The following is a 26,862-nucleotide window of genomic DNA, read 5'->3' on the forward strand; positions in this document are numbered from 1 at the left end:
CTCAGCCGGCGGGGGTGCCGAGGTCGAGGGCGGCGACGACCTCGGCGACCCGGGCGCGCGCTCGCGCGTCGAGGCCGCGGATCGGGCGGGGCAGGCAGTCCGGGGCGGCCAGGCCGAGCTGCTCGGCGATCGCCGCGATCACCCGGTAGCTGCCGCCGTGCTCGGCGAAGAGGTCCCAGAGGGGCTGGAGCCGAGCGGACTCGGCCTGGGCGGCGGCGTGGTCGCCGGACTGCGCGGCTCGGAGGATCGTGCGAGCGGGGCCGGGGAGCGTGCCGCCGATCACCGAGTACCAGGCGTCGCAGCCGGCGAGCAGGCCTCGGGCGGCGGACGCGTCACCGGAGACGCCGATCGTGACGCCGGCGGGGACCTGCGCTCGGATCGCGGCCACCCGCTCGGCCGCGGCGGCCGGATCGGCGGGGACCCCGGGGATCTTGATCGAGGCGACCCAGGGCAGGTCGGCGATCGCGCCGTACAGCTCGTCGGTCAGCGCGACTCGCGTGGTGGTGGGGTTGTCGTAGACGACGAGCGGCACGGACAGCTGCGCGGTGACGTCCTCGTAGAGGCCGAGGACGTCGTCGTCGGTCAGCGGCTGGTAGCTCACCGAGGCGAGGAGCACTGCGGCGGCACCCGCCTCCTGCGCGTCCTCCGCGAGGGTGAGCACCTGCGAGGTGCGCAGCGCGCTGATCCCGACGACGACCGGCACCGCGCCCGCGTGCCGGACGGCGAGCGAGGCGACCCGGCGCCGCTCCCCGCGATCGAGGTAGGCGGCGGAGCCGGTCGAGCCGAGCGCCCCGATCGAGTCGACGCCGGCCGCGGCGAGGCGCTCGACGAGCGCGGCGAACGCCGGCTCGTCCACGGCGTCGTCGCGGAGCGGGGTGAGGGGGAAGGCGCTGAGTCCGGTGAGCACGGTGATCCGTCCGAGGGGTCGTCGCGGGAGGGGGCCCGGCCAGTGTGCGCCGGGCGGGCGGGCGCGCGCGACTCCAGAAGCGCGGGCGCGCGCTGGTCCACGGCGGCGCCCGAGGTCGTCCCGTGCCCTCCATGCCGCCTGAGGATCGAGACCAAATGAAGAAATTAAATAAATAAGGTTTCGAGATCCGGCGACTCTGCGAAGGCGAGGAGGCGGAGCCCGCCGGCGCGTCACCGCTGGGGCCCCGGTGAACGCGAAGACGTTGGGCGCTGTCGGTAGATTCGGTCGCGCCGGTGTCGATCGACGCGGGCAGCCCCCTCACCTTCAGGAGCCCGGGATGACCGCCCCCACCGTCCTCTTCGTCTGCATCCACAACGCCGGCCGCTCGCAGATGGCCGCCGGCTACCTGCGCGAGCTCTCGGGCGGTGCCGTCCAGGTGCGCTCCGGCGGCTCCGAGCCGGGCGAGAGCATCAACCCGGTCGCGGTCGCGGCGATGGCGGAGGAGGGCATCGACATCTCGCAGGCGGTCCCGCAGCTGATGACGACCGAGCAGGTGCAGGCCTCGGACGTCGTGATCACGATGGGCTGCGGCGACGTCTGCCCGGTCTTCCCGGGCAGGCGCTACGAGGACTGGGACCTCGCCGACCCCAAGGGCCGCCCCCTCGAGGAGGTCCGCCCGATCCGCGACGACATCCGCGCCCGCGTGCAGGCGCTGGTGGCGGAGCTGCTGCCGGCGGAGTAACCGCCTCAGGCGGTGCCCGCATGCTGGTCGAGTAGGCGCCTCCGGCGGTGCCTTCCATGTTGGTCGAGTAGGCGCCGGAGGCGGCGTATCGAGACCCGGCGTCCTGGCGACGGTGGATCTCGATACGTCCGCTGCGCGGGCTACTCGATCAGCATGAAGGGGCCCGAGGCGCGGTCGGCGATGGGCTCGTACTCGCTGAAGGAGGCCTCGGGCGTCCGCAGCCACTCCATGATCTGCAGGCGGGTGGGGTTGCCCAGCGCCTTCAGCACTTCGACGGTCCGCATGTCCACCGGGCCATTCTCCTCCCCGGGCAGCGTGTCAGCGGAGGGCGTGCCCCGGGTTCTGCTCGTCGTAGCGGTCGCGGGCCGCGGCGATCGCCGGCCGCTGCTCGAGCGACCAGTCGGCGAGGGCCTTCACGAGGTGGGTGAGGCTGCTGCCGGAGGCGGTGAGGGCGTAGGACACCTGCGCCGGCACGGTCGGGAAGACGGTCCGCGCGACCAGGCCGTCCCGCTCGAGGCGGCGGAGGGTCAGCGTCAGCATGCGCTGCGAGATCCCGTCGATCGCGCGCTGGAGCTCGCGGAAGCGCCGCTCACCGCTCGCGAGCTCGACGATCACGAGCACCGACCAGGTGTCGCCGACCCGGGTCAGGACGTCGCGGATCCCGCAGTCGGGATGGTCCTCCCGGCCGCAGGGCTCGAGGTCGGCGGTTACTCCGGTGTGCGTGAGTGACACGAGAGTGCCTCCTTGTCGGGGCTGACGGGGCGCAGCACGATCAGAGCGTAGTCATACCGCAGAACCACGAAAGGTGAGACCGTGATCCTCGTCACCGGCGCGACCGGGCAGCTCGGCTCCGCGATCCTCGACACCCTCCTCCGGCGCGGAGTCCCCGCGATCGGCAGCAGCCGCCAGGAGAGGCCGGGTCTGCGGAGGATCGACCTCGACGATCCGTCGACCGTCTCCTTCGCGGGCGTGGACACCCTCGTCCTCGTCTCGGCGGGCGAGGCGGAGGACGACGTCGTCGTCGCGCGGCACGAGACGGCGCTCGCCGCGGCGGAGCGCGACGGCGTCCGGCACGTCGTCTACACGAGCGTCACCGCGGCCGGCGACCACCTCGCCTTCGCCCTCGCGCACCGCTGGACCGAGCGCCGCCTCGCCCGCGGGTCCCTCCGCTGGACGGTCCTCCGCAACGGGCTCTACGCCGACCTCTTCGGCTCGCTCCTCACCTGGTCCGGGCCCCGGCTCGTCTCGGCGTTCGGCGAGGGAGCGCTCGCCGCCGTCGCCCGCGAGGACCTGGCGGAGGTCGCCGCGACGGTGGCCGCAGCGCCGGGCGAGCACGAGGACCGCGCCTACGACCTGGTCGGACCGGCGATCACCGCGGGCGACGTGGCCGAGCGGCTGGGCGTCCCGCTCGACGACCTCGGCCTCGCGGAGCGCCGGGCGTCGTACGGGTCCGCGGGACTGAAGCCGTTCCAGCCCGCGATGCTGATGTCGATCCACACGGCGGTCCGCCACGGCTTCCTCGGGGAGCCGGGCGGCGACCTGGCCGCACTCCTCGGCCGGGAGCCGGTCGACACGGTCGGCGTGGCGGCCGCCGCCGCGCTGGCGACGCGACTCGAGCGTCGTCAGGAGGCCTGAACGCCGTCGAGCACGGCCAGGCCGAGGGCGGCGAGGGTCTCCTCGTTGCGCCGGTAGTGCGACCACGGACCGATCCGGGTGCAGGTGACCAGGCCGGCCCGCTGCAGGGTCGCCATGAACTGCGACGCCGTGGACTGCGACACGTCGGCGCGGGCCTGGATGTGCTTGAGGCACACGCCGACCTCCTCGGCCGGCCTGTCCTGCGGGGGGAAGGAGCCGGGCTCCTTCAGCCAGCCGAGGATCGCCAGACGCGTCGGATGCCCGAGCGCCTTGAACGCCGTCACCAGTTCCTCGTCGCTCAGCTCCGTCATGCCGCCAGCTTATCGCCACATCGCGATATCCCGATGTCTGCTAGACAGGGCATCGTGAAAACACGATGTGAGGAGAGAGCCGCATGACGAGGACAGCACTGGTGATCGGAGCGCGAGGAGTGATCGGGGGGAATCTGATCCGGCACCTCGAGCAGGAGGGCGACTGGGACGTCGTCGGCGTCTCGCGGCGCGGCGGCGCGGACACCGCTCGGGTGCGGCAGATCGCGGTCGACCTGCTCGACCGGGAGGCGACGGCGGCGGCCCTCGCGGAGGAGACGGCGGTCACGCACGTCTTCTACGCCGCGTATCAGGACCGGCCGACCTGGGCGGAGCTGGTCGCGCCCAACCTGGCGATGCTCACCCACGTCGTCGACGCGATCGAGCCCGTCGCCCCGGGTCTCGAGCACGTCTCGCTGATGCAGGGCTACAAGGTCTACGGAGCGCACCTCGGGCCGTTCGCCACGCCCGCGAGGGAGGACGACCCGCCGCACATGCCGCCGGAGTTCAACGTCGACCAGCAGCGCTTCCTCGAGAACCGGTCGGCGGGCGCCCGGTGGTCCTGGTCCGCGCTGCGCCCGTCGGTCGTCGCCGGCGTCGGCCTCGGCAACCCGATGAATCTCGCGATGGTGATCGCCGTCTACGCCTCGATGAGCCGGGAGCTCGGGATCCCGCTGCGCTTCCCCGGGGCGCCCGGCGCGTACACGAGCCTGATCGAGATGACCGACGCGGATCTCCTCGCGAAGGCCACCGTCTGGGCGGCGACCGATCCGGGCAGCCGCGATCAGGCGTACAACATCACCAACGGCGACCTGTTCCGGTGGTCGTCGATGTGGCCGAGGATCGCCGCGTTCTTCGATCTCGAGGTCGCCCCGCCGCTGCCGATGAGCCTGACCGAGGTGATGGCCGACAAGGGCGCCCTCTGGCAGGCGATGATCGAGCGCCACGGGCTCGTGCCCACCCCGTACGAGGACGTGTCGTCCTGGCGGTTCGGCGACTTCGTCTTCGGCTGGGACTACGACGTCATCGCCGACACCTCCAAGTCGCGGCGCGCGGGCTTCCACGAGTACGTCGACACCGAGGCGATGTTCCTGCGCCTCTTCCAGGACCTCCGCGACCGGCGGCTGATCCCCTGAGCGGCGCGGCCGTGGAGCGCCTGTGCCGGGTGCGGGGATCTCGAGACGCCCGCTGCTCGGGCTGCTCGATCAGCATGACTCGCGAACGGACCAGTGAGGGGTCTCGCGCTCGGAGCAGGCCCCGGTGCGCGTCCAGTCGGAGGCGCTGAGGTGCGCGAGGGGACGCGTGTCGGGGTCTGGCCCTCGGTCGAGCCTCGTTCCGGGTCCACTCGCGCGCCCGCCACATGCTGGTCGAGTAGCCGCCGCAGGCGGCGTATCGAGACCCGCCCGTCAGCCCAGGCGTCCGGCCAGCGTCGAGAGGTCGTCGAGCACGAGGTCGAAGCCGTCGTCCTCCGCAGGGCGCTCGGCGCCGGGCCGGGCGACGTACGCGGTGCGGAAGCCGTGCTCGCGGGCGGCGCGGAGGTCCCACGGGTGCGCGGCGACGAAGAGCATCCGCTCGGGCGGGCTGCCCAGTGCAACGATCGCGTACTCGTACGCCGCGGGCGCCGGCTTGAAAGTCCGCACGGACGCGGTCGAGAGCGCGAGATCCCAGGCGATGCCGTTGCGGTTGGCGAGCCGGGCGAGGGCGTCGAGGTCGGCGTTGCTGACGCCGGCCACGATCCTGTCCTGGCGCAATGCTGCAGTCGCTGCCGCGACGTCCGGCCAGGCCGGGTAGGAGTCCTCCAGCTCCGCGACCTCCGCCAGTGCCTTTGGGTCCGGCGTCCCGCCGCAGCTCGTGATCGCGTCGCGCGCCGCGTCGACGACGAGCTGCCGATGGCGCCGCCACGGCGCCCGTCCGGCGACGACCTCGCTCATCCGCTCGTCGAGCAGCCCCGCCCAGCGCCGGTGCAGGGCCGCAGGATCGCCGAGCCCCGCCGCGGCGGAGAGGCGCTCCGCCGCGCTCGCCCACGCCGAGTCCTCGTCCACGAGCGTCCCGATGACGTCGAAGACGACGGCCTCGATGCGGCTGGCGGGGAGCGTGTCGGCAGGCATGACGCCAGTCGACCAGACCTGGCCGAACGTCGGCAAGCGCTCGACCACCGGAGGACTGCTCCGGCGTCCGCCTGCTGGGCGGCCTCCTCGATCAGCATGACTTCTCGAGTGGACCCGCGACGGGCCTCGAGGCATGAGCAGGCCCCTGTGCGCGCCCCCTCGGCGAGGCCGGCTCGCGCGAGTGGACGCGCGTCGGGCTCTGCGCCTGGGCCGGAGCCCGTTCCGGGTCCACTCGCGCGTCCGCCTCATGCTGGTCGAGACGTGGTCGTCTCGGCCGTGGCGGTCCTGCAGGCGATCGAGGGCGGTTCGGTGCAGATCCTCCCGGGCGTCGAGGACGCGCAGGATCTCGTCGACCGCATCCGCGCGGGCTGAACCGAGCGGTCAGGACGCCGGCGGCTCCTCCGCGCCGAGCTGCACCGCCAGCTCCATGCAGCGCACGCGGGCCGGGGAGAAGTCGTAGGGAAGGCTGCGGATGACGTCCGCCGCGCTCCTCGCGCGCGGACCGGCCGCGGGGGCGCGCGTCTCGTCGTCCTCGGGCGGGTGCCGCTCGTCCCAGGCCTCGGCGAGGGCGTCGTCCTCCTCCAGCTGGCCGGACTCCACGCAGACGCGCAGCAGCTCCGTCTCGAAGGCGTGCCGCTCGGCCGCCACCTGCGCCACCCGCGGATCGTCGACGGCGACGGTGTCGTCCAGGGCCTCCTCCGCCGCGTCGACGCGGTCGGACTCGGCGCGCAGGTCGGGGTGCGCGGCGAGAGCGGCGAAGCGGCCCGCCTGGATGGCGGCGCCGAGCGGGCCGAACACCCGCTCGGTGACCAGCAGGACGCCCAGGTCGTCCTGGCGCAACGAGCCCTCGGGGGCGCCCTCGAGTCGGCCGGACACGAGGTCGTCGAGCAGGCCCAGCCGGCTGCCGAGGGTGCGCATGCGCTGCACCGACACCCGCTGCCGCTGCAGCTCGGCCTCCTGCGCGGCGAGAGTGTCCTCCAGCTTGGCGAGGACGGCGGCGACCCCGTCCTCGCCGTCCGCGGTGGCGGCATCGGCGCCGTCGAAGGCGTCGCGGATGTCGTCGAGGGCGATCCCGGCGTCGGCCGTGCGGCGGATCCAGAGCAGCCGGACGATCTCCGCGTGCCCGTACCGGCGGCGCCCGTCGCCGCCCCGCTCGCGTTCGGGGAGCAGGCCGATCTGGTGGTAGTGCCGGATCGTCCGCGGGGTGACGCCGACGAACGCCGCGGCGTCGCCGATCAGGACCTCACGGGGCGGGGTCGGGAACGGGTGCATGGCGGACCTCTCGAAGCGGGACGGCGTGTGCTTCGAGCAGACCACATGACGCTGCGGCAGGAGCAAGCCGACCACCCTGCGGGTGGAGGTCCCCATGCTGGTCGAGTAGCCATCGGAGGCGGCGTATCGAGACCCGCCCTGCTGGAGACGGTGGATCTCGATACGCCCGCTGCGCGGGCGTATCGATCAGCATCCGCTGCGCGAGCCGCTCGATCAGCATGCAGGCCCGGCCGCTACGAGGTGTAACCCGCCTGGATGGTGTCGAGGACCTGGTCGGTGCTCGAGCCGTCGATCCAGTCCACGATGCCCTTGAAGAAGCTGTCGGAGCCGACGGCCTTGGGCATCAGGTCGGAGGCGTCGAAGCGGAAGGTCGTGTTCGGGTCCTGCAGGATCGCGATCGAGTCCTTCAGCACGTCACTGCTCGCGTTCTCCGGGTCGAGACCCGTGTTCGCCGAGATGACGCCGCCGAGCGAGACGCGGCTGTTGGCCCAGTCGGCGCTGGCCAGGTACTCCTGGACCTTCGCGGTGTCCTCGTCGTCGGAGAACGCGGCGACGAACTCGCCACCACCGGTGACGGCCTGGTCGTCGTCCGCGGCGATCGGCGGGGTGAGGAACGCCCAGACGTCGCCGTCCTCCGCCACCGTGGCGTCGGCGCCGGTGATGAAGCCCTCGAAGAAGGACGCCTGGTGGGTCAGCGCGCAGGAGCCGTTCGCGATGTTCTGCGCGACGTCGCCGAAGGCCGTGGAGTTGATCGAGGACACGTCGCCGTAGCCCGCGTTGACGAGCGTCGGGTCGAGCAGGATCGAGCCGACCCGGTCGAACGCGGCCTTGATCTCGGGGTCGGTGAACGGGGTGTCGCCCGCGACCCAGGAGTCGTAGACGTCCGGGCCGGCCTCGCGGAGGACGGCGTCCTCGATCCAGTCCGTGCCCGGCCAGCCCGACGCGGCGTCGGAGGCGAAGCCCGCGCACCAGGACGGTCCGCCGGACTTCTCGGCGATGGTCGTCCCCAGCGCCTCCATCTCGTCCCAGGTCGTCGGGACCGAGACGCCCCACTCCGCGAACTTGGCCGGGGAGTACCAGACGTAGCCCTTGACGCTCGCCATCAGCGGAGCGCCGTACTGGGTGCCGTCGACCTGGCCGTACTTCTGCCAGTCCTCCGACCAGTTCTGCTTCACGTTCGCCAGAGCGCCCTCGGGCAGCTCCTTCACCTTGCCCGACGCCACCGTGTCGGCGAGGAGTCCCGGCTGCGGGAAGATCGCGAGGTCCGGGACGTCACCGCCCTGGACCTTGATGCCGATCTGCTGCTCGAAGCCCTTGTCGCCGGTGTAGTCGATCTCGATCCCCGACTCCTCTTCCCAGTCCGCCCAGGACTCCTCGAGCAGGGTCGCCTCGTCGCCGTTGATCGTGCCGTAGACGGTGACCGAGCCGTCGCCCGCGGCGCCGCCGGAGCTCGCGCCGCCGCCGGCGTTCGGGTCGTTGGGGTCGCTGCTGCTGGAGCAGCCCGCGAGCGCGAGACCGGCGGCCGCGAGAACGGCGACCGGAAGGGTGAGACGACGGTGCAGGGATGACCGCATGGTTCCTCCTCGTTGAGTGATGGTGCGACGAGGGGAGGAGCCCCCCAGCTGCGTCTGGCCAGCGTACGTCTCAGGAGAGCGCTCTCTCGGTAACGATCCGGCCTCGATCACGGGGCGGCCCGTCGTCGGCGTCCCTGCCCCCGCCCAGCGGGCTCCGCTACCCTGACCGGGTGATTCCTCCTGTCGTCCGCTCCGCGCGCGCCCGCGCCGCGGTGCCGGCGGCGTTCCCCACGCGGCTGCTGCTGACCAAGCGCACCTCGGGGACCAACGGCTGGATGAGCCTCTGGGGCACGAACGCGCACGGCGAGATCGCCGGCTGCCCGCCGCCGCGCGCCTGACCCGCGACCGTCCCTCCGAAGGAGCCTGCGGTCGCGCGTCCCCGCGTCCCCTCTTCCTCCGACCGGAGCACTCATGCCGCATCACCCCCTGCCCGCCGACCAGGCCCCGCACTCGATCTGGCGCGGACTCCGCCAGACCCTGCAGAAGGACACGACAGGCGGAGCCCTCCTCCTGAGCGCGACCCTGCTCGCCCTGATCATCGCCAACAGCCCCGCCTCCGGCCTCTACGAGACAGTCCGCGACTTCCGCTTCGGCCCGGAGGCGCTGCACCTGGACCTCTCCGTCGGCTCCTGGGCCGCCGACGGCCTGCTCGCGATCTTCTTCTTCGTCGTGGGCCTCGAGCTCAAGGAGGAGTTCGTCGCCGGCAAGCTGCGCGATCCGCGCACCGCCGTCGTGCCGATCGTCGCCGCGGCCGGCGGCGTGGTCGTCCCCGCGCTGATCTTCGTTGCGATCAACCTCCCGCGCGGCGGAGCGGCGCTGGACGGCTGGGCGATCCCGGCTGCGACCGACATCGCCTTCGCCGTCGCCGTCATCGCCGTCGTCGGGAAGTTCCTGCCGCCCGCTCTGCGCACGTTCCTCCTGACCCTCGCGGTCGTCGACGACCTGATCGCGATCACGATCATCGCCGTCTTCTACACCGCCGGCATCGACGTGCTGATGCTGCTGCTCGCCCTGATCCCGCTCGCGGTCTTCGCCGTCTGCGTGCAGCGCGGCGTCCGCGCCTGGTGGGTGCTCATCCCGCTGGGTGTCGCGACCTGGGCGCTCGTGCACGCCTCCGGGATCCACGCGACGGTCGCCGGAGTGCTGCTGGGCTTCGTCGTCCCGGTCGTCGCCACGAAGCGCGCGCGCGTGCAGGTCGGCACCGACCAGGCCGGGAAGCCGCTCTACGACGGCCTCGCCGCCCACTTCGCCGACCGGTGGAGCGTCCTCTCGACCGCGTTCGCCGTCCCCGTCTTCGCCTTCTTCTCCGCCGGAGTCACCGTCGGCGGCGTCTCGGGCCTGATCGCGTCGTTCCAGGACTCCATCGCCGTGGGCATCATCGCCGGACTCGTCCTCGGCAAGGCCATCGGCATCACCGGCAGCACCTTCCTCCTGACCCGCTTCCGCGGCATCTCGCTCGACCCGACGATCCGCTGGATCGACGTCCTCGGCATGGCCTTCGTCGCCGGTATCGGCTTCACCGTCTCGCTCCTGGTCGGCGAGCTCTCCTACGGCGCCGGCAGCGAGTCCGACGACCACGTGAAGGTGGGCGTGCTCGCGGGCTCGTTCCTCGCCGCGCTCATCGGCGGCAGCATCCTCTCGGTCCGCAACCGGCACTACCGCCGCGCGGAGAACGACGCGCAGCACGTCGCCGTCGCCGACTCCGCCGGCTGAGACCGGGTCCGACGCCGGATCGAGACCCCGATCGCCCCGGGATTCCGGTAGTTTCGAGACGCTCGGCTCTCCCGGTCCACCCGCCCGGCGTCCCTTCTCCCCCGAATCCTGGCGGGGGAGCGCACGGACCCCCGCGGGACCCGGGTGCGGCGCGTCCCCGGACGTCACCGCGACGCCGGCTCCCGCGTACCCGGCGCGGGGACGACCCCCCGAAAGGCGTCCTCATGGACCCCGACATCGACCCGTGCACGCCCCTGCGACCCCCGCTCCGCTCCTCCGCGGAGGTCCCTCCGAGACCCGCGCGCCGCGGCCGGCTGCGCGCCTCGCTCCTCGCGGTCGCCGCCGTGCTCGCCCTCGTCGTCGTCGGCGTCGTCGTGCCCACCGCGAGCGCCGAGACCGCGTGCGCACCCGGGCAGAACGCGATCGTCTGCGAGAACGCGAAGCCGGGCACCGACCCGTCGGTCTGGGACGTCTCCGGGGCCGGCGACCCGTCCATCCAGGGCTACTCCACCGACATCAGCGTCGACGTCGGCCAGCGGATCGACTTCAAGATCGACACCGACGCCGCGGCGTACTCCATCGACGTCTACCGCACCGGCTGGTACGCCGGGAAGGGCGCCCGCCTGATCACCTCGGTGACCCCGACCGCGGCCCTCCCGCAGATCCAGCCCGAGTGCCTCTCGGACGTCACCACCGAGCTCTACGACTGCGGCACCTGGGCCGTCTCGGCGGGCTGGGACGTGCCGAGCACCGCCGTCTCCGGCGTCTACGTCGCGCTGCTGACCCGTGCCGACACCGGCGGCCGGAGCCAGATCACCTTCATCGTGCGCGACACCGCCAGCACCTCGGCCGTGCTCTTCCAGACCTCCGACCCCACCTGGCAGGCCTACAACACCTACGGCGGCTCGAACTTCTACAGCGGCGGCGCCAACGGCCGCGCCTACAAGCTCAGCTACAACCGCCCCGTCACCACCCGCGGCGACAACCAGGGCCGCGACTTCTACTTCGCCAACGAGTACCCGCTGGTGCGCTTCCTCGAGCGCAACGGCTACGACGTCAGCTACTTCTCCGGGATCGACACCGACCGCTTCGGCTCGGCGCTGAAGCAGCACCGCACCTTCCTCTCGGTCGGCCACGACGAGTACTGGTCCGGCGCCCAGCGTGCGAACGTCACGGCCGCCCGCGACGCCGGGGTGAACCTGCAGTTCCTCTCCGGCAACGAGAACTACTGGCGCACCCGCTACGAGCCGTCGCAGACCCCCGGCGGCGCCGACTACCGTACCGTCGTCACCTACAAGGAGACCTGGGCGAACGCGAAGACCGACCCGGCGGCCGAGTCCACCGGCACCTGGCGCGACCCGCGCTTCGCCTCCGTGGCGAACGGCGGCGGCCGGCCCGAGAACTCCCTGGCCGGCACGCTCTACATGGTCAACTACTCCGATCTGCCCGTGACGGTCAGCGCCGCGGAGGGGAAGCTGCGGCTCTGGCGCAACACCTCGCTCACCGGGCTCGCCACCGGCAGCCGCGCCGCGCTGGCCCCGCACACCATCGGCTACGAGTCGAACGAGGACGTCGACAACGGCGCCCGCCCGTCCGGCCTGATCCGCCTCTCGACGACGACCGGCGCCGTCCCCGAGTACCTGCAGGACTTCGGCACCACCGTCGCGGCGGGCACCACCCGGCACAACCTCACGCTCTACAAGGCGTCGAGCGGCGCGCTGGTGTTCTCCGCCGGCTCCGTGCAGTGGACCTGGGGCCTCGACCAGGAGCACGACGGCAACGGCGCAGCCGCCGACCTCCGGATGCAGCAGGCGCAGGTGAACCTCTTCGCCGACATGGGCGTGCAGCCCACCACGCTGATGAGCGGCCTGGTCGCCGCGACGAAGAGCACCGATACCGCGGGCCCGACCGTCTCGGTGACGAACCCCTCGGGCGCCACCAGCAAGGCCAACGGCAGCAGCGTCACGGTCTCGGGCAGCGCGTCCGACGCCGCGGGCAAGGTCGCCGGCGTCGAGGTCTCGACGGACGGCAGCACCTGGCACCCCGCCTCCGGCACCACCTCCTGGACCTACAGCTACGTCCAGCACGGGACCGGCACCGGCACGATCCGGGTGCGCGCCGTCGACGACAGCGCGAACATCGGCGCCGTCACCAGCCGCGCCGTCACCATCACCGGCACGGCCACCGTGTTCGGCGCCGAGGTGCCGAAGACCGCCGATTCCGGCGACGTCGATCCGGCCACCCTCGGCCTGCGCTTCACCCCGACCGCCGACGGCTTCGTCCAGGGCGTGCGCTTCTACAAGAGCGCGGGCAACACCGGCCCGCACACGGGCGCCCTCTGGAGCGTCGACGGCCGGCAGCTGGCCACCGTCGCCTTCGCGAACGAGACGGCGAGCGGCTGGCAGACCGCCACGTTCGGCGCGCCCGTCGCCGTCACCGCCGGCACCACCTACGTCGTCTCGTACACGACCACGACCGGCCGCTACTCGGCCGCGGACTGGTTCTGGTCGAGCGCCGGCTACGACGCGGCCCCGCTGAAGGTGGCCGGCGGCTTCGGAGCGACGCCCGCCGGGGTCTACAGCACCACCGGCGGCTTCCCGACCGACAGCTACCGCGCGAACAACTACTACGTCGACGCCGTCTACAGCACGGTCGACGCCACGCCCCTGAGCGTCGCCTCGCAGACGCCGCTCGCCGGCTCCTCGAGCGTCGCGCCGTCGACGAAGGTCTCGGCCGTCTTCTCGAAGGCGGTGACGGCGACCTCCGTCGCGATGACCCTGAAGACCGCCGCCGGCGCGAGCGTCGCGGGCAGCACCGCGTACAACGCCACCACCCGCACCGCCACCTTCACGCCCACCTCCCCGCTCGCCGCGTCGACCGGCTACACCGCGACCCTCGCCGGCACCGCGACCGGCGGCGGAGCGGTCACCTCGGGCGGCAGCTGGACCTTCACCACGCAGGCGCCCGACACCGTCGCGGGAGCGTGCCCGTGTCGGCTCTTCGACGACTCGACGACCCCCGGGATCGCCCAGGTCGCCGAGGGCACCCCGGTCACGCTCGGCGTCCGCTTCGCCCCGCTCGTCGACGGCACCGTCACCTCGCTCCGCTTCTACAAGGGCCCCGGCAACACCGGCACCCATATCGGCACCCTCTCGAACGCCGACACCGGCGCCGAGATCGGCCGCGCGACCTTCACCGCCGAGAGCACGGCCGGCTGGCAGCAGGTCGTCTTCGCCACTCCGGTGGCCGTGACCGGCGGCACCGACTACGTCGCCGCCTACACGTCGACCACCGGCACCTACTCCGCCACGATCAACGGCTTCGGCTCCGGATCCACGCGCGGTCCGCTGGTCACCGCGAGCGACTCCGGCGCCTACACCTACTCCGGCGGCTTCGCGGGGCAGCGCTCGACCACGAACTACCTGGTCGACGTCTCCTTCACGCCGTCGGCGGCTCCCACGCCGACCCCGACCCCGACGCCGACCACCCCAGCGGGCACGCGCCTGTTCGCCGACGCGACGCCCGCGACCGCCTCCGTGGAGGACTCGTCCTCGGTCGAGGTGGGGATGGCCTTCACCGCCTCCGCCGCGGGCAGCGCCACGGGCATCGCCTTCTACAAGGGCTCCCGCAACACCGGCACCCACGTCGGCTCGCTGTGGGACGCCTCCGGCACGCGGATCGCGCAGGTGACCTTCACCGGCGAGACCGCCACCGGCTGGCAGAGCGCCGCCTTCGCGACGCCGGTCGAGCTCGTGCCGGGCGCCCGCTACACGGTGTCGTACCTCGCGCCGGCGGGCTACTACGCCGCCACGGGAGCCGGGCTGGCGTCGCCGGTCACGAACGGCCCGCTGACCTCGGCCTCCGGCGACAACGGCGTGTACCGCTACGGATCCGGCGGGGTCATGCCGTCGTCGTCGTACAACGCCACGAACTACTTCGTGGACGTCTACTTCCAGGCGAAGGGGTAGGGGCGCGGGAGCAGTGCGTCGAGACCCTCCTCCGGGCCGCTAGTCGACGTACGCCCCCTCGACGCCGAGCGCTTCGATGTCCAGGCCGGTCCCGGACTCGATCATGTCGCCCGAGGGGCCGTCGACGACGACCGTGTATACGTCCCAGGTCTTCGCCACCGTGCCGGAGATCGCGCCGTAGTTCTGGACGGTGTCGTGCGCCGTCAGGACCCAGACCGGGCGGTCCGCGGCGATCTGCACGTCGGAGCCCAGGCGCGGACTGATCCTCTGCAGATCCCCGTAGGCCAGGGCGGCGGCGAAGACGGGGATCTTCTCGGCGCCGTCGTCGCTGCCCGCTCGCAGGGAGCCGACGAGCTCGGAGACGGGCACCAGGGGCTCGGTCGTGTCGTACGGCTGCAGAGCGGGGAAGTTCGCCACCCGCTCCGCGAGGGCCTCCTCCGGGGAGATCGTGGGCTCGCCGCCCGCGGCATCGTGGTGGGCGATCTGCTCGATACCGAGTACGGCGTCTTCGCCGGCCTTCGCAGCGGAGACGCTCGTCGCTGTCGTCGTCGTGGCCGTCGTCGTGGCCGCGACCGCGCCCGCCGCGAGCAGCACGCCGGCGACCCCCAGCGCTACGCGCGTGCTTCTCATCGGAACCCCCGTCTCGAGTCCGTCCCGGATGTCGTGAGCGTAGCGGCGGAGGGGCCCGTCTCCTAGGGGCGGGGCAGGAGGGGTGGGAGTGGCACCCCGGCCCAGCCGCCCGTCGAGCCTCTCCCCCGCGGCATCGCTTACCCCGGAGACTGCAGAAGCCCCACATGAAGTGGGGCTTTCACACTGGTGACGAGCAGATCCTGCCTGCCGTTGTTCTCGACGAGATCAGCATCCGACGCCGCCCTCGGCCGAGCCTCTCGTCGCCGGCCGAGGTCTCCGCGATCAGCGCATCGGCCACGGACGGCCTGCCGCTGCGGCGGCTGGAACGCGTCCGCGTCTCAGTTCTCTGAGCTCGCCGCTGTCAGCCCCCGCCCCGGAGAGCGTCGCATGATGGCGGGATGTTCATCCCGACCCGAGCCGCCGGTCTCGAGGCGCTCGACGACTTCGTCGCGCGTGCCGGCTCCGCCTACACGCGTGAGCGCAATCACGACCACGGACCGTCCCGGAGCAACGTGTCCGGGCTCTCCCCGTACCTCCGCCACCGGCTCGTCACCGAGCGGGAGGTCGTCGCCGCGGTTCTCTCCCGCCACACGCTGACCGCCGCGGAGAAGTTCGTCCAGGAGGTGTTCTGGCGCACCTACTGGAAGGGCTGGCTCGAGCAGAACCCCGAGGTGTGGCGCCGCTACCGCCGCGAGGTGAGCGAGTTCGAGGGTCACCTCCCGACCGGCTACCGCGACGCGATTGAGGGCCGGAGCGGCATCGACGCGATGGACGCCTGGGTGCGCGAACTCGTCGAGACCGGCTACCTGCACAATCACACGCGCATGTGGTTCGCGAGCATCTGGGTCTTCACCCTCGGCCTGCCCTGGCAGCTCGGCGCCGACTTCTTCTACCGGCACCTGCTCGACGGCGACGCCGCCTCCAACACTCTCTCCTGGCGCTGGGTCGCCGGCCTGCAGACCCCGGGCAAGACCTACCTCGCGACCGCGTCGAACATCGCCAAGTACACCGAGGGCCGCTTCTCGCCGCAGGGCCTCGCCACCTCGGCGCCCGCGCTCAGCGAGGAGCACTTCCCGCCCCGGACGCCGATCGAGCCGGACGACGTCGACGGCACGATCGGCACCCGGCCCGGACTCCTGCTGCACGAGGAGGACCTCGACGCGGGGAGCCTCCTCGCCGAGCAGCCCGGGCTCGCGGAGCGGCTGATCGCGACCGCGGTCTTCGCGGACCCGGGGGAGCGCTCGCCGTTCGCGGTCTCCGAGGCGGTGCAGGACTTCACGGCTGCGGCGATCGCCGACGCCGCGGAGCACACGTCGGACAAGGGCGGGCGGCCGGCGCGGGTGCTGGCCGATGCGCTGCCCGCGACGGTCGTCGACTGGGCGGCCTCCGAGCGGCTCGACACCGTGGTGGTCCCCTACGCGCCGGTCGGCCCCGTGCAGGAGCGGTTGGACGCGCTCCGCTCCGCCCTCGCTCAGGAGGGCATCGCGCTCGTCACGGCGCGCCGCCGCTGGGACGGCTCCGCGTGGCCGTCGGCCTCGCGCGGGTTCTTCGCCTTCAAGAAGCGGATCCCGACGCTGGTGCGCGGCCTGGACGAACCGGCCGACGCGGTCCGGCTGTTCTGAGCCGCGGCGGGGGAGGAGCGCTCACGACCCGCTGAGCGCCTCCCCCGCCGAGTCCTCCTGCACCGCGGACGAAACCGCCCTCACCCCTCCCCGACGATGTTCGCGGGCCGCTCCGAGCGCAGAAGCGCCTCGATCTGCCGGCGGAGCAGCGCGAGGATCCGCGGCGTCATGGCTGAGGAGGCGCCGCCGACGTGCGGCGTGAGGATCGTGTTCGGCGTGCTCCAGAGCGGGTGCGCGGGAGGGAGCGGCTCGGGGTCGACGACGTCCAGCGCCGCCCGCACCCGTCCCCGCTCGAGATGCCCGACGAGGGCGTCCGTGTCGACGACCGCCCCTCGCGACACGTTCACGAGCAGCGCGCCCGGCGGGAGCGCGGAGAGGAAGGCGTCGTCGACCAGGTGGTGCGTCGACGCGTCGAGGGGGACGGCGAGGAAGACGACCTCGACCTCGACCTCGGCGGCGAAGGACGCGAACGCGGCGATCGGATGCACCGGCCGCTCGGCGTCCTCCCGCGCCGTCCGGGCGAAGCGCAGGACGTCGACCTCGAAGCCCGCCAGGCGCCGCTCGATCGCGCGCCCCACCCCGCCGGAGCCGATGATCGCGACCGTCCGGTCGGCGAGGCTCTCGCCGGGGACCTGCCGCCAGGTCGCCGTCTCCGCCGCGCGCACGTAGGTGTCGATCCCTCGCAGCGAAGCGATCGCCAGACCCACGGCGAGCTCGGCGGTGGACGACTCGTGCACGGAGCTCGCGTTGGCGAGCAGCGCACCGGGCGGAAGAGCGGCCAGGACGCCCTCGACGCCGATCGTCTGCGCCTGCACGAGCCGGCAGTCGACCGTCCTCAGCGCGTCGAGCAACGCCGGGTCGCCCTGATAGGGGAGGACGACCATGTCGTAGGCCGCACGGGGAGGCGGGCCGGCCAGGTCCCAGAGGTCGAGCTCGTAGGAGCCGTCGCCCGGTCGGAGGGCGTCGAGCAGGGCGGGGCTCGGGACCGAGACCGTGAGAGGAGAGCGCGTCATGCCCCTCACCCTTGCCTACATCGTGGGTTCATGTCCATAATCTAGGAATCGCTTCCCGGCGCGACAGCGCAGGACCGGGAGCACTCACCTGATGGGACGACGATGACGTCAGACACCTTCACCCTCGTGATCACGGCGGTCGCCATCCTCGGCGTCGTCGTGCTGATCACCCGCTTCCGCCTCAACCCCGTCGTGGCGCTGGTCCTCGGCTCGGTCTTCCTGGGCCTCGCGATCGGCCTGGGCCCCGCCGAGACGATCAGCACCGTCACCGGGGGCTTCGGCTCGATCATGACCGAGGTGGGCCTGCTCATCACCTTCGGCGTGCTGCTGGGCTCGATGCTCAGCGAGATGAACGCCATCCAGCGGCTGGTGTCCCACCTGCTCCGGATCTTCGGCGCGAAGGGACTGCCCTACGCCATGGGCCTGACGATCGGGACGCTGCTGCAGTCGATCTTCCTCGACGTGCTCCTGGTCATCTCCGCGCCGCTGGCCCGGAGGATGGCGCCGCAGATCGGCAAGCACGGAGTCCCGCGGATCGCCACGGCGATGGCCATCAGCCTCGAGTGCGGCATCGTGCTGATGGTCCCCGGAGTCGCCGCGCTCGCCCTCGCCGGTGTCCTCGGCGTCCCGCTGGGGACGATGCTGCTCTTCGGGCTGATCGTCGTCGTGCCCACCATCCTGATCTCGATCCTGATCATGAGCACCCTCTTCCGACTCGGGTTCTGGAACCCGGAGAAGGACGAGGCGCCCTTCGAGGAGGAGACCGCCTCCGAGCCCGTGCCGCTCGACACGTCCTCGCTGCCCGTCTCCGAGCGGCTCAGCAAGGTGGGCGGAGTGCCGCGGGGGATCGCGGTGGCGCAGCGCGAGGCCGTGCGGACCGAGCCCCGGCTGATCCTCCTCTTCGCCCCGCTCCTGCTCTGCCTGGCCCTCATCGCCACCGGCGCGATCCTGCAGATCGCCGAGGTGTCGATCGCTCCGCTGGATCTGGTGACCGACCCGGTGGTCGCGCTGCTCCTCGCCGTGCTGGGGACCAGCGCGGTCGGCCGCTTCACCGTCGGACGTCCGCGGGTGGAGAAGTCGGTGGTCGCCGGATTCCGCGAGAGCGGGCAGATCCTCATCCTGACCGGCGTCGGCGGCTCCCTCGCCGCGGTCGTCGCCGCGACCGGGCTCGGCGACATCCTCGGGCAGGCTTTCAGCGCCAACAGCTTCGCCCCGCTGCTGATCGTCTGGGCGATCGCGGCCGTGCTGCACGTGGCGGTCGGCTCGGTGACGATCTCGGCGATCACCGCGGCGGGCATCCTCGCCCCCATCGCGCCGGTGATCGGACTCGACCCGATCCTGATCGCCCTCGCCGCCGGTGCGGGCTCGCTCTTCGCGGTCCACGTCACCAGCAACACGTTCTGGCTGCTCCAGTCGCTCCTCGGCCAGACCACGCGTGGCACGCTCAAGACCTGCACCATCGGCGTCTCGGTGGCCTCGGTCGTGGCGCTGGGCGTCACCCTCGTTCTCAGCATCTTCATCTGACCCGATCGGAAGGCAGATCGTGACCACCGCACCTCCCACCACACCGCCCGCAGCACCCCGCATCGCCCCGCTCGACGGGCTCCGCGTGCTCGAGCTCGGCAACTTCATCGCCGCGCCCACCGCCGGCCGGCTGCTGGCCGACTTCGGAGCCGAGGTGATCAAGGTCGAGCGCCCGGGCACCGGCGACGAGCTGCGGAAGTGGCGCCTGCACGCCGGCTCGACCACCTCGATGCTCTTCCACACGATCAACCGCAACAAGAAGTCGATCACGCTCGACCTCCGCACCGAGGAGGGGCGCGACGCCGTCCGCCGCCTCGCCGCGGAGTGCGACGTCGTGCTCGAGAACTTCCGCCCGGGCACCCTGGAGAAGTGGGGGATCGGACCCGACGTGCTGAACGAGGCGAACCCGGACATCGTCATCGGCCGCATCTCGGCGTTCGGGCAGACCGGGCCCCTCTCCGAGCGGCCGGGCTTCGCCGCCGTCGCCGAGGCGATGGGCGGGTTCCGCGAGCTCGTCGGCGACCCCGACCGGCCGCCCGTGCGCGTCGGCGTCTCGATCGGCGACTCGATCGCGGGCCTCTACGCCGGCTACGGAGTGATGATGGCGCTCTTCCAGCGGCAGACGCGCCGCGCAGCGGGCCTGGGGCCGGCGCCGCTCGAGGAGCGCGTCGTCGACGTCGCGCTGAACGAGGCGATGTTCTCGATGATGGAGTCGCTGATCCCCGACTACCAGGCGCACGGCATCGTCCGCGAGCGGGTCGGCGGGCGGATGGAGGGCATCGCCCCCACCAACGCCTACACCTGCTCCGACGGGTCGAGCATCGTCATCGCGGGCAACGGCGACGCCATCTTCCAGCGCTTCATGGGGATCATCGGGCGCGAGGACCTCGCCGCCGACGAGGGGCTGGCCACGAACGACCTGCGCTGGAAGCGCCGCGACGAGCTCGACGCGGCGATCGGCGCCTGGACCGCGACGAGGACGTCCGCCGAGGCGCTCGCGATCCTCGACGAGTGCGGCGTCCCCTCCGGCCCCATCTACACCGCCGCCGACATCAGCTCCAGCGAGCAGTACGCCGCGCGCGACATGATCCAGAAGTTCGACGTCGACACCGGCGCCGGCACGATCGAGGACGTCGGCTTCCCCGGCGTCGTCCCCGTGCTCGGCGGTCGATCCCTCCCCATCCAGACCCTCGCCCCGGCACTGGGGCACGACACCGAGGAGGTTCTGGCGATGCTCCAGAGCAGTACCCCGACCACCCGCGCCACCGAGGCGGACGCCCGATGACCGCCGCGGCCCCGACGGCCTCCGTCGCGACGATATCCGCAGCCCGGCTGCGCGACGTCACCCTGCGCGACGGCCTCCAGCTCACCGGCCGGATGCTCTCCACGGAGCGCAAGGTGCGCCTCGCCCGCGCGCTCTTCGCCGCGGGAGTGCCGGAGCTCGAGATCGGCTCGATGGCACGCGGCGACGTGGTGCCGCCGATGGCGAACACCCTCGAGGTGATCGAGGCGCTGACCCCCGAGGAGCTCGAGAAGAGCTGGGTGTGGGTCGCCACTCCGCGGCACATCGAGAAGGCCGCGGCGGCCGGGGCGCGCAACTTCCAGTACTGCTTCTCGGCGTCCGACTCCCACAACAGGGCGAACATCGGCCGGCCCACCGAGGCGAGCCTGGACGCCATGCCCGACGCGGTCGCGCTGGCGCACGGCGTCGGCGGCCGGATCCAGCTGTGCATCGCGACCTCCTTCACCTGCCCGTTCGAGGGGATGGTGCCGGAGGAGCGCGTGCTCGCGATCGCGAACGACCCGCGGGCCGAGGGCGCGGAGGACATCGTCATCTGCGACACCCTCGGGCAGGCGCATCCCGGTCAGGTCGCGTCGCTCGTCTCGCGCGTCGCCGCGGAGACGCCCCCGCGCGAGATCGTCTTTCACGGCCACGACACCTGGGGAGCCGGGGTCGTCAACGCGCTCACCGCCGTGCAGGCCGGCGCGACGGTCGTCGACGGCGCCCTCGGCGGGCTGGGCGGCTGCCCCTTCGCGCCGGGAGCGAGCGGCAACACCGCGTCCGAGGACCTCCTCTTCGCGATGCGGCCGGAGTGGCTCGACACCGCGGCGTTCGCGCAGCTCGTGCGCGAGTCGGAGAGCCTGCTCGAGGACCTCGGCGAGCCCAACCGGTCGAAGGCGCGCCAGGGTGCGCGGTCGACGGCGGAGGCGTTCCCGTGGGTCGTCCCGGCTGAAGGGGTCGTCCCGGCCGACGTCAGCTGACCGAGGCCGGCGCGCGCCCGCCGAGCCGCCGCGTCGCCTGGTCGGCGGCCTCGCGCACGAGGGGCGTCCAGCGGTCGAGGTCGTCCGGCGAGATGCGGGCGACCGGGCCGCTGACGCTGATCGCCATCCGGACGCGGCCGTCGGGGTCGAAGACCGGGGCGGCGACGCCGGTGAGCCCGTCCACGCGCTCGTTGCCGGTGATCGCGTAGCCCCGCCGCGCCGTCTCCGCGAGCGCCTCGGCGAGGGCCGCCGGGTCGGTGATGGTCCGGTGCGCCAGGTCCGGGATCGGCCGGCCCAGCACCTGCGCGCGCAGCTCGTCGTTCCACGCCAGCAGCACGCGGCCCGCGGAGCCGACGGTCAGCGGGGCGACCTTGCCCACGTAGCTGTCCTGCCGCAGCTCGTGGTGCGTCTCCTCGAGCCCGATGCAGACGCGGTAGTCCTCCTCCGAGCGGAAGAGGCTGGCCGTCTCGCCGGTCGCGTCGCGCAGCTCCTGCAGCAGGGGCGCGACGACGTCGACCGCGCGGATCCCGCGGACGGCCGGCGCCGCCCAGTACGCCATCCGCAGCCCGATGCGGAACCGGTCGCCGTCGCGGTCGAGGAAGCCCTGCGCGACCAGGTTGACGACCAGCCGCTGCGTGGTCGACACGGGCAGCCCCGTCGCCTCGCGGATCTGCGTGAGTGTGAGGGCGGGGGCCTCGAGCGTGAACGCATCGAGGATGTCCGTGATCTTGGAGAGGACGAGCAGCTGGCTCGGCCCGGGTGCCGACCCTGCTGCGCTCACCATGCCTCGAATCTAGGCTATCGGTCCGCGGGCGGATCGGCCGCCGCAGCGCCCGGCGAGCATCGCCTCGCCTGCAGGGCGATGCCCATGCTGATCGAGTAGCCCGCGGAGCGGGCGTATCGAGATCCACCACCCTCAGAACCTGAGTCTGCAGACCCGTCCTCCTGGTGACGGCGGGTCTCGATACGCCGCTGCGCGGCTACTCGACCAACATGGACTAGGCCCCGCTGAGCGCCTCCTCCTCCGCCGCCACGTCCTTCTGCACCGCGAACTGCGTGCGGTGCAGCTCCTCGTAGCGACCCGCCGCGGCCAGCAGCTCCTCGTGCGTGCCGCGCTCGACGATCCTGCCGTCCTCGATCACGAGGATCAGGTCGGCGCTGCGGATGGTGGAGAGGCGGTGGGCGATCACCATCGCCGTCCGGCCCTCGAGGGCCTCGCTGAGCGCCGCCTGCACCGCGGCCTCCGAGGTGGAGTCGAGCGCGGCCGTCGCCTCGTCGAGGATGACGACGCGCGGCTGGGCGAGCAGGAGCCGCGCGATGGTCAGCCGCTGGCGCTCGCCGCCGGACAGCCGGTAGCCGCGCTCGCCGACGAGGGTGTCCAGCTGATCGGGCAGCGAGCGGATGAGCGGCTCGAGCCGCGCGCGGCGCAGGGCGTCCCACACCTCGTCGTCGGTCGACTCCGGCCGGGCGAGGCGCAGGTTGGACAGGATCGTCTCGTGGAAGAGGTGGCCGTCCTGCGTCACCATGCCCAGCGTGTGTCGCATGGAGGCGAAGGTGACGTCGCGGACGTCGGTGCCGGCCAGGCGCACCGCGCCGCTGTCGACGTCGTAGAGGCGCGAGAGCAGCTGCGCGATCGTCGACTTGCCGGCCCCGGACGTGCCGACGAGCGCGACGGTCTGCCCCGGCTCGATCCGGAAGGACAGGCCGTGCAGCACCTCCTCGCCGCCGCGGGTGTCGAGGACGGCGACCTCCTCGAGGGAGGCGAGGGACACCTTGTCCGCGGACGGGTAGGCGAAGCGGACGTCGTCGAACTCGACGGACACCGGGCCCTCGGGCACGGTGCCCGCGTCGGGCTTCTCCTGGATGAGCGGCTGGAGGTCGAGCACCTCGAAGACGCGCTCGAAGCTGACGACCGCGCTCATGATTTCGACGCGCGCGTTCGCGAGGCTGGTCAGCGGCGCGTAGAGGCGGGTGAGGAGGAGGGCCAGGGTGACGACCGCGCCGGTGTCGAGCTGCCCGCCGAGCGCGAGGACGCCGCCGAGCCCGTAGACGAGCGCGAGGGCGAGCGCGGAGACGAGCGTCAGCGCGGTGACGAAGACGAGCTGCAGCATCGCCGTCCGGACCCCGATGTCGCGGACGCGGGCGGCCCGGACGCGGAACTCCTCCGCCTCCTCGTCGGGCCGGCCGAAGAGCTTGACCAGGGTGGCGCCGGGGGCCGAGAAGCGCTCGGTCATCTGCGTGCTCATCGCGGAGTTGTGGTCGGCGGCCTCGCGGCGGAGCGCGGCGAGGCGGCTGCCCATCCGGCGCGCGGGGATGAGGAAGATCGGGAGCATGATCACCGCGAGGACGGTGACCAGCCAGGACGTGCTGAGCATGACGATCAGGGTGAGGACCAGCGCCACGACGTTCGTGACGACGCCGGAGAGCGTGCCGCTGAAGGCCTGTTGCGCGCCGATGACGTCGTTGTTGAGCCGGCTGACGAGGGCGCCCGTGCGGGTGCGGGTGAAGAACGCGATCGGCATCTTCTGCACGTGGTTGAAGACGGCGGTGCGCAGGTCGAGGATGACGCCCTCGCCGATCCGCGCGGAGTACCAGCGCGTGACGAGGGAGACCCCGGCGTCGGCCACGGCCACGACGGCGATGACCACGGCGAGCTGCACGATCGTGCCGACGGCACCCCGGGCGACGATGGTGTCGACCACCCGTCCGGCGAGCACCGGCGTCGCGACGGCGAGGAACGCGCCGACGACGCTGAGCCCGATGAAGAGCAGGAGGCGGGCGCGGTAGGGGACCGCGAAGGTCATGATGCGGCGCACGGACTCGCGGGAGATGCCGTGCTTGCCGCTCTGGGCGGAGGAGATCCGGTAGAGGGAGCTCCAGGCGACGCCTTCCATGCTCATGTGTGGGGGTCCTTTTGTTTGGTGCTGGGGCGGGCGCAGGACGGGTGAGGACGTCCCCGGGCAGCGGCGAGCTCAACTGCTCTGAGGGACGGCTCGACTGGCGACGAATCTGTGGGTGTCGCTACGGGGTGTCGAGGCTGTGTGGGGTGTTCGGAGCGTCGTGGTGATCCGGCAGTTAGTCGCTGCAAAGGGCCGCGATGCACGCTGTGCTGTGCGGGATACGGTCACGATCGGCAAGCGATCCACGCGATCGCTTTTGGTGGACCGAGAGGATACAACTGGCAAATTACGCAGTTGCGGCCTTCTCTACGAGGTCACTGCAGGCGGCAATAACGAACTCTGGCACGGCGTCGAAGTCGCGAGGGTTTAGTTGCATAACGTACTCATTCTCGATGTGGTAAGTCTCATTGACAAACTTCGCGAAGACCTCATCACCCTTCATCATCTCTGGGTCGAGCGCAAGCATGATTCGGAACAGCTGAACTTTCTCGTAGCCCACGGAAGTCGCGTCAAACCGATTCCGAAGTGATCCCGTCTCTTTCATCTCCCCTAGTACCGTGCTGTATTCGAAATCGCTAATGTACTTGCGGATTCTATCAGTAGCCGCTCTAACCTCCGCTGCTGTGAGCGGTTCAAACTCATCCAGGGCAATAATCCGACTGGGAATTTCACGAGCATGAAGCAAGCTAGATAGGAGTTCATAGTCGACGCCTTTCAAGCCATGGACCTCAGAAAGTCGCCGTAAATAAATGCACCTGATAATCGTATCTTCGACAGACGAAATGTTCGCTTCGCACACCTCGGTGAAAGTAGCGATGTCGGTTGGTGCCACGGGCCTTTCCGTCACGATTCCCTTTTTGCCACTAAGGAAGTGAACCGCCGGTTTGGCTGCTTGGAACTTCTTGGCTGTGCTTGTCCGGACCATGTCAATGGCGGGCTCTATGTCGTGAGTGAGAAGCAAAGTAGTCGTGCCGCGAAGGCTATTTTCGCCGCGAAATAACTGATGGAGGATCGCGAACTTCTTTGTCTTATCGAAGCTCGACACCGGGTCATCCAGTACGACAAGATCAGGCTTCCTGTGTTGAACGTCATGCATGAAGAGGACTAACGCGAAAGCGTTTCTCTCGCCGTAACTTAAGTGCTCGTGAGCAGCCTTGATATGACCAGAGAAGTCAACATGTTCCAGCAACATCCTGTAGGTTCCATCACTCGGGGCGATGCGAACTGCGTAGCGATAGCCTGCCGACGTCAGGAATGAGTTAATTGCGCCTTGATTCTCGCGGATGAGCTTCTTAACGCGCGAGTTCTGCTTCCCTATTTGCGCATTGATTTCGTTGATTTCACTGATTGCAGCAGACAGCTTTTCATTGATGAGCTGAACGACTGATTGAGTCGCCTCCGAGTCGAGTACGGAGAGATAATTGAGATCAATCTTGAGATCGTTAAGCAGGGGTGCGATATTGTTCTCGTCTTTGAGGGCTTGAAAAGACAGGCTCTTCGCAGCTGCAAGCTTCGTGAGTAGAGTCACGACCGCGCCCCGCAGAGACACCACAAAGGACTCCTGCTCGGACGTCAGTCCTGAGATGGATTTTGTGAGCTCCCTAAGCTTTTGAAGATCATCGGGAGCGATGTACTGGCCCACGCGATCAATGACGGCACGCAGGTTGCTAAGGTTACGGACCGCGGCGGAGTCATATTCGTCGGAGAGCTGCGCTGCCACGGTCTTGTCAACGTCAGATGTGGAACAAAAGGGACAATTGTCTGACAGGCCCAAGTATGTCTTGCCCGTTGCTTGCCACTTTATCCAGGTGGCGGGGTCGTCACTTTCGATGAAGCTTTTATAGCCCTGCAACGATTCGGGTATCTGAGACATTTTGCCGCCGACGCCGATGCCCTTGAAGGCCTTGCTCGTTTTGGCGAGCGCGCCGCCCTTGGTTACATTGAATGCGTCGCGAAGCTCCTCGAAACTTGACAGAGCGGCGTCAAACTCGGGCTCGTCGGTGAAGGTCTGTTTAAGCGAGTCAAAGCGCGCAGCTATTTCCTCGACTCCAGCGCGATATTCCTCGGTATTGATGAAGATCTCGAAGCTGTTCTCCACGACCTCGTCAGGACGGAACACGAACGTAGAGACATAGTCGTCGTTGAACGTCATCACTTTTGCGATGTCTTCTGCGCCTTGCACTGAAGGACGCGGAGCATTCTTTTTATCTTTGTACTTGAACGGCGTCAATTTCTCGGAGAGCTGGTCGCTGTCTTCTGCGCGCAGAGTCAGTGCGCGGGCAATAGTGCTCTTTCCGATGCCGTTAGGGCCGTACTTGATGTTGAGGGCGCCGCGACGTAGCGCAATTACCGCCTTATCTATGCTGTTGCAGTCGCAAATTGTAATGCTGTAGTCGGACATCCCGTCCTCAGGTGCGGACTCGGTGTCGGTTAGCGTCATTGCTTATCCCTCGCTGGCCCGGAGGCGTGTTTGTTTATTGCTTTTCGAGTTCCAATTGAACAGGTAGAGCATTCGCAGATTATTTGGCACACTCTTGCCGCCCTTGTTCCAAGGTGCACCCTGCGTCCAATGGTCAGGTGTCGAGTCGTTCCGCTCGGGTAGGCCGCTCCGGTCGTGGAGATACATCGAGGATGTCTCCGTTGCCTTAGCTCGGGCTTCGCTCCGAGCAGTCCCAAGAGGTGAC

23 protein-coding genes are annotated in these 26,862 nt (G+C 70.7%); 11 read left to right on the forward strand and 12 right to left on the reverse strand.

Annotated elements, in window-relative coordinates:
* Position 1: 1 nt before the first annotated feature.
* The gene (locus HRK28_RS15275) at positions 2 to 907 is read right to left on the reverse strand and encodes a dihydrodipicolinate synthase family protein (RefSeq protein ID WP_173252215.1); all 906 of its coding nucleotides are present in this window, start codon (positions 905 to 907) and stop codon (positions 2 to 4) included.
* Positions 908 to 1,244: 337 nt separating this feature from the next.
* On the opposite strand from HRK28_RS15275, the gene HRK28_RS15280 reads away from it, so the two are divergent.
* On the forward strand, positions 1,245 to 1,649 hold the full coding sequence (locus HRK28_RS15280) for an arsenate reductase ArsC (RefSeq protein WP_173252216.1): 405 nt from the start codon (positions 1,245 to 1,247) through the stop codon (positions 1,647 to 1,649).
* 140 nt (positions 1,650 to 1,789) lie between these two features.
* Here HRK28_RS15280 and HRK28_RS15285 read toward each other — a convergent pair whose 3' ends face one another.
* Positions 1,790 to 1,939 carry a helix-turn-helix transcriptional regulator gene (locus HRK28_RS15285; RefSeq protein ID WP_208543711.1) on the reverse strand — a complete coding sequence of 50 codons (150 nt, stop codon included), beginning with the start codon at positions 1,937 to 1,939 and terminating at the stop codon, positions 1,790 to 1,792.
* Between the two features lie 28 nt (positions 1,940 to 1,967).
* Entirely contained in the window at positions 1,968 to 2,381 is a 414-nt protein-coding gene (locus tag HRK28_RS15290) for a helix-turn-helix domain-containing protein (protein WP_160086273.1), read from the reverse strand.
* 81 nt (positions 2,382 to 2,462) lie between these two features.
* On the opposite strand from HRK28_RS15290, the gene HRK28_RS15295 reads away from it, so the two are divergent.
* Complete coding sequence (locus tag HRK28_RS15295) at positions 2,463 to 3,284, forward strand: NAD(P)H-binding protein (protein ID WP_173252217.1); 822 nt, start codon at positions 2,463 to 2,465, stop codon at positions 3,282 to 3,284.
* On the opposite strand, the gene HRK28_RS15300 is transcribed toward HRK28_RS15295, so the two are convergent.
* Positions 3,272 to 3,595, reverse strand: coding sequence for a helix-turn-helix transcriptional regulator (locus tag HRK28_RS15300; protein WP_173252218.1), 324 nt, complete (start codon positions 3,593 to 3,595; stop codon positions 3,272 to 3,274). The genes HRK28_RS15295 and HRK28_RS15300 overlap by 13 nt on opposite strands.
* A gap of 83 nt (positions 3,596 to 3,678) precedes the next feature.
* Here HRK28_RS15300 and HRK28_RS15305 point away from each other — a divergent pair, with 83 nt between their 5' ends.
* Entirely contained in the window at positions 3,679 to 4,728 is a 1,050-nt protein-coding gene (locus HRK28_RS15305; RefSeq protein ID WP_173252219.1) for an SDR family oxidoreductase, read from the forward strand.
* A gap of 270 nt (positions 4,729 to 4,998) precedes the next feature.
* Here the strand turns inward: HRK28_RS15305 and HRK28_RS15310 are convergent, their stop codons facing one another.
* From HRK28_RS15310 to HRK28_RS15320, 3 genes are all read right to left on the reverse strand, one after another.
* Positions 4,999 to 5,700, reverse strand: coding sequence for a haloacid dehalogenase type II (locus tag HRK28_RS15310; protein WP_173252220.1), 702 nt, complete (start codon positions 5,698 to 5,700; stop codon positions 4,999 to 5,001).
* 381 nt (positions 5,701 to 6,081) lie between these two features.
* Positions 6,082 to 6,972 carry a MerR family transcriptional regulator gene (locus HRK28_RS15315; protein WP_173252221.1) on the reverse strand — a complete coding sequence of 297 codons (891 nt, stop codon included), beginning with the start codon at positions 6,970 to 6,972 and terminating at the stop codon, positions 6,082 to 6,084.
* A gap of 233 nt (positions 6,973 to 7,205) precedes the next feature.
* Positions 7,206 to 8,546: an ABC transporter substrate-binding protein gene (locus HRK28_RS15320; RefSeq protein WP_173252222.1), complete on the reverse strand. Its 1,341-nt coding sequence runs from the start codon at positions 8,544 to 8,546 to the stop codon at positions 7,206 to 7,208.
* A 170-nt stretch (positions 8,547 to 8,716) separates the two neighbouring features.
* On the opposite strand from HRK28_RS15320, the gene HRK28_RS15325 reads away from it, so the two are divergent.
* The 3 genes from HRK28_RS15325 (at position 8,717) to HRK28_RS15335 (ending at position 14,227) form a co-directional block, all read left to right on the forward strand.
* On the forward strand, positions 8,717 to 8,884 hold the full coding sequence (locus HRK28_RS15325; protein WP_160086323.1) for a hypothetical protein: 168 nt from the start codon (positions 8,717 to 8,719) through the stop codon (positions 8,882 to 8,884).
* A gap of 73 nt (positions 8,885 to 8,957) precedes the next feature.
* Positions 8,958 to 10,259: a Na+/H+ antiporter NhaA gene (gene nhaA / locus HRK28_RS15330; protein WP_160086325.1), complete on the forward strand. Its 1,302-nt coding sequence runs from the start codon at positions 8,958 to 8,960 to the stop codon at positions 10,257 to 10,259.
* Between the two features lie 224 nt (positions 10,260 to 10,483).
* Positions 10,484 to 14,227, forward strand: a complete 3,744-nt coding sequence (locus tag HRK28_RS15335; RefSeq protein WP_173252223.1) for a DUF4082 domain-containing protein — start codon at positions 10,484 to 10,486, stop codon at positions 14,225 to 14,227.
* 39 nt (positions 14,228 to 14,266) lie between these two features.
* Here HRK28_RS15335 and HRK28_RS15340 read toward each other — a convergent pair whose 3' ends face one another.
* Complete coding sequence (locus tag HRK28_RS15340) at positions 14,267 to 14,857, reverse strand: hypothetical protein (RefSeq protein WP_173252224.1); 591 nt, start codon at positions 14,855 to 14,857, stop codon at positions 14,267 to 14,269.
* Between the two features lie 164 nt (positions 14,858 to 15,021).
* Between HRK28_RS15340 and HRK28_RS15345 the strand changes: the two genes are divergently transcribed.
* Positions 15,022 to 15,207 (forward strand): hypothetical protein, encoded by a 186-nt coding sequence (locus HRK28_RS15345; protein WP_173252225.1) that lies wholly within the window; start codon positions 15,022 to 15,024, stop codon positions 15,205 to 15,207.
* A gap of 48 nt (positions 15,208 to 15,255) precedes the next feature.
* On the forward strand, positions 15,256 to 16,479 hold the full coding sequence (locus tag HRK28_RS15350) for an FAD-binding domain-containing protein (RefSeq protein ID WP_173252226.1): 1,224 nt from the start codon (positions 15,256 to 15,258) through the stop codon (positions 16,477 to 16,479).
* Positions 16,480 to 16,559: 80 nt separating this feature from the next.
* On the opposite strand, the gene HRK28_RS15355 is transcribed toward HRK28_RS15350, so the two are convergent.
* On the reverse strand, positions 16,560 to 17,492 hold the full coding sequence (locus HRK28_RS15355) for a 2-hydroxyacid dehydrogenase (protein WP_173252227.1): 933 nt from the start codon (positions 17,490 to 17,492) through the stop codon (positions 16,560 to 16,562).
* Positions 17,493 to 17,594: 102 nt separating this feature from the next.
* Between HRK28_RS15355 and HRK28_RS15360 the strand changes: the two genes are divergently transcribed.
* From HRK28_RS15360 to HRK28_RS15370, 3 genes are read left to right on the forward strand one after another with little or no spacing between them, the layout of a single operon-like run.
* Positions 17,595 to 19,016, forward strand: coding sequence for a GntP family permease (locus HRK28_RS15360; protein WP_173252228.1), 1,422 nt, complete (start codon positions 17,595 to 17,597; stop codon positions 19,014 to 19,016).
* A 19-nt stretch (positions 19,017 to 19,035) separates the two neighbouring features.
* Positions 19,036 to 20,301: a CaiB/BaiF CoA transferase family protein gene (locus HRK28_RS15365; RefSeq protein ID WP_367948441.1), complete on the forward strand. Its 1,266-nt coding sequence runs from the start codon at positions 19,036 to 19,038 to the stop codon at positions 20,299 to 20,301.
* Positions 20,298 to 21,278, forward strand: a complete 981-nt coding sequence (locus tag HRK28_RS15370) for a hydroxymethylglutaryl-CoA lyase (RefSeq protein WP_173252229.1) — start codon at positions 20,298 to 20,300, stop codon at positions 21,276 to 21,278. The genes HRK28_RS15365 and HRK28_RS15370 overlap by 4 nt, the downstream gene beginning before the upstream one ends.
* Here the strand turns inward: HRK28_RS15370 and HRK28_RS15375 are convergent.
* From HRK28_RS15375 to HRK28_RS15385, 3 genes are all read right to left on the reverse strand, one after another.
* Entirely contained in the window at positions 21,271 to 22,062 is a 792-nt protein-coding gene (locus HRK28_RS15375; protein ID WP_173252230.1) for an IclR family transcriptional regulator, read from the reverse strand. The two genes, HRK28_RS15370 and HRK28_RS15375, sit on opposite strands and share 8 nt — an antisense overlap.
* A 214-nt stretch (positions 22,063 to 22,276) precedes the next feature.
* Positions 22,277 to 24,178, reverse strand: coding sequence for an ABC transporter ATP-binding protein (locus HRK28_RS15380; protein ID WP_173252231.1), 1,902 nt, complete (start codon positions 24,176 to 24,178; stop codon positions 22,277 to 22,279).
* Between the two features lie 286 nt (positions 24,179 to 24,464).
* Positions 24,465 to 26,618 (reverse strand): AAA family ATPase, encoded by a 2,154-nt coding sequence (locus HRK28_RS15385; protein WP_217274801.1) that lies wholly within the window; start codon positions 26,616 to 26,618, stop codon positions 24,465 to 24,467.
* Between the last annotated feature and the right edge of the window lie 244 nt (positions 26,619 to 26,862).

Origin of the sequence: Rathayibacter sp. VKM Ac-2835, assembly GCF_013266705.1 — a bacterium.
GTDB lineage: Bacteria > Actinomycetota > Actinomycetes > Actinomycetales > Microbacteriaceae > Rathayibacter.

What these genes read in the sequence shown, in the direction of transcription:
- HRK28_RS15350 (WP_173252226.1), top strand. Translation starts at nt 15,256, where the DNA reads ATGTTCATCCCGACCCGAGCCGCCGGTCTCGAGGCGCTCGACGACTTC.
- HRK28_RS15355 (WP_173252227.1), bottom strand. Translation starts at nt 17,492, where the DNA reads ATGACGCGCTCTCCTCTCACGGTCTCGGTCCCGAGCCCCGCCCTGCTC.
- HRK28_RS15315 (WP_173252221.1), bottom strand. Translation starts at nt 6,972, where the DNA reads ATGCACCCGTTCCCGACCCCGCCCCGTGAGGTCCTGATCGGCGACGCC.
- HRK28_RS15345 (WP_173252225.1), top strand. Translation starts at nt 15,022, where the DNA reads ATGAAGTGGGGCTTTCACACTGGTGACGAGCAGATCCTGCCTGCCGTT.
- HRK28_RS15370 (WP_173252229.1), top strand. Translation starts at nt 20,298, where the DNA reads ATGACCGCCGCGGCCCCGACGGCCTCCGTCGCGACGATATCCGCAGCC.
- HRK28_RS15385 (WP_217274801.1), bottom strand. Translation starts at nt 26,618, where the DNA reads ATGACGCTAACCGACACCGAGTCCGCACCTGAGGACGGGATGTCCGAC.
- HRK28_RS15340 (WP_173252224.1), bottom strand. Translation starts at nt 14,857, where the DNA reads ATGAGAAGCACGCGCGTAGCGCTGGGGGTCGCCGGCGTGCTGCTCGCG.
- HRK28_RS15310 (WP_173252220.1), bottom strand. Translation starts at nt 5,700, where the DNA reads ATGCCTGCCGACACGCTCCCCGCCAGCCGCATCGAGGCCGTCGTCTTC.
- HRK28_RS15305 (WP_173252219.1), top strand. Translation starts at nt 3,679, where the DNA reads ATGACGAGGACAGCACTGGTGATCGGAGCGCGAGGAGTGATCGGGGGG.
- HRK28_RS15375 (WP_173252230.1), bottom strand. Translation starts at nt 22,062, where the DNA reads ATGGTGAGCGCAGCAGGGTCGGCACCCGGGCCGAGCCAGCTGCTCGTC.
- nhaA (WP_160086325.1), top strand. Translation starts at nt 8,958, where the DNA reads ATGCCGCATCACCCCCTGCCCGCCGACCAGGCCCCGCACTCGATCTGG.
- HRK28_RS15280 (WP_173252216.1), top strand. Translation starts at nt 1,245, where the DNA reads ATGACCGCCCCCACCGTCCTCTTCGTCTGCATCCACAACGCCGGCCGC.
- HRK28_RS15300 (WP_173252218.1), bottom strand. Translation starts at nt 3,595, where the DNA reads ATGACGGAGCTGAGCGACGAGGAACTGGTGACGGCGTTCAAGGCGCTC.
- HRK28_RS15320 (WP_173252222.1), bottom strand. Translation starts at nt 8,546, where the DNA reads ATGCGGTCATCCCTGCACCGTCGTCTCACCCTTCCGGTCGCCGTTCTC.
- HRK28_RS15335 (WP_173252223.1), top strand. Translation starts at nt 10,484, where the DNA reads ATGGACCCCGACATCGACCCGTGCACGCCCCTGCGACCCCCGCTCCGC.
- HRK28_RS15380 (WP_173252231.1), bottom strand. Translation starts at nt 24,178, where the DNA reads ATGAGCATGGAAGGCGTCGCCTGGAGCTCCCTCTACCGGATCTCCTCC.
- HRK28_RS15360 (WP_173252228.1), top strand. Translation starts at nt 17,595, where the DNA reads ATGACGTCAGACACCTTCACCCTCGTGATCACGGCGGTCGCCATCCTC.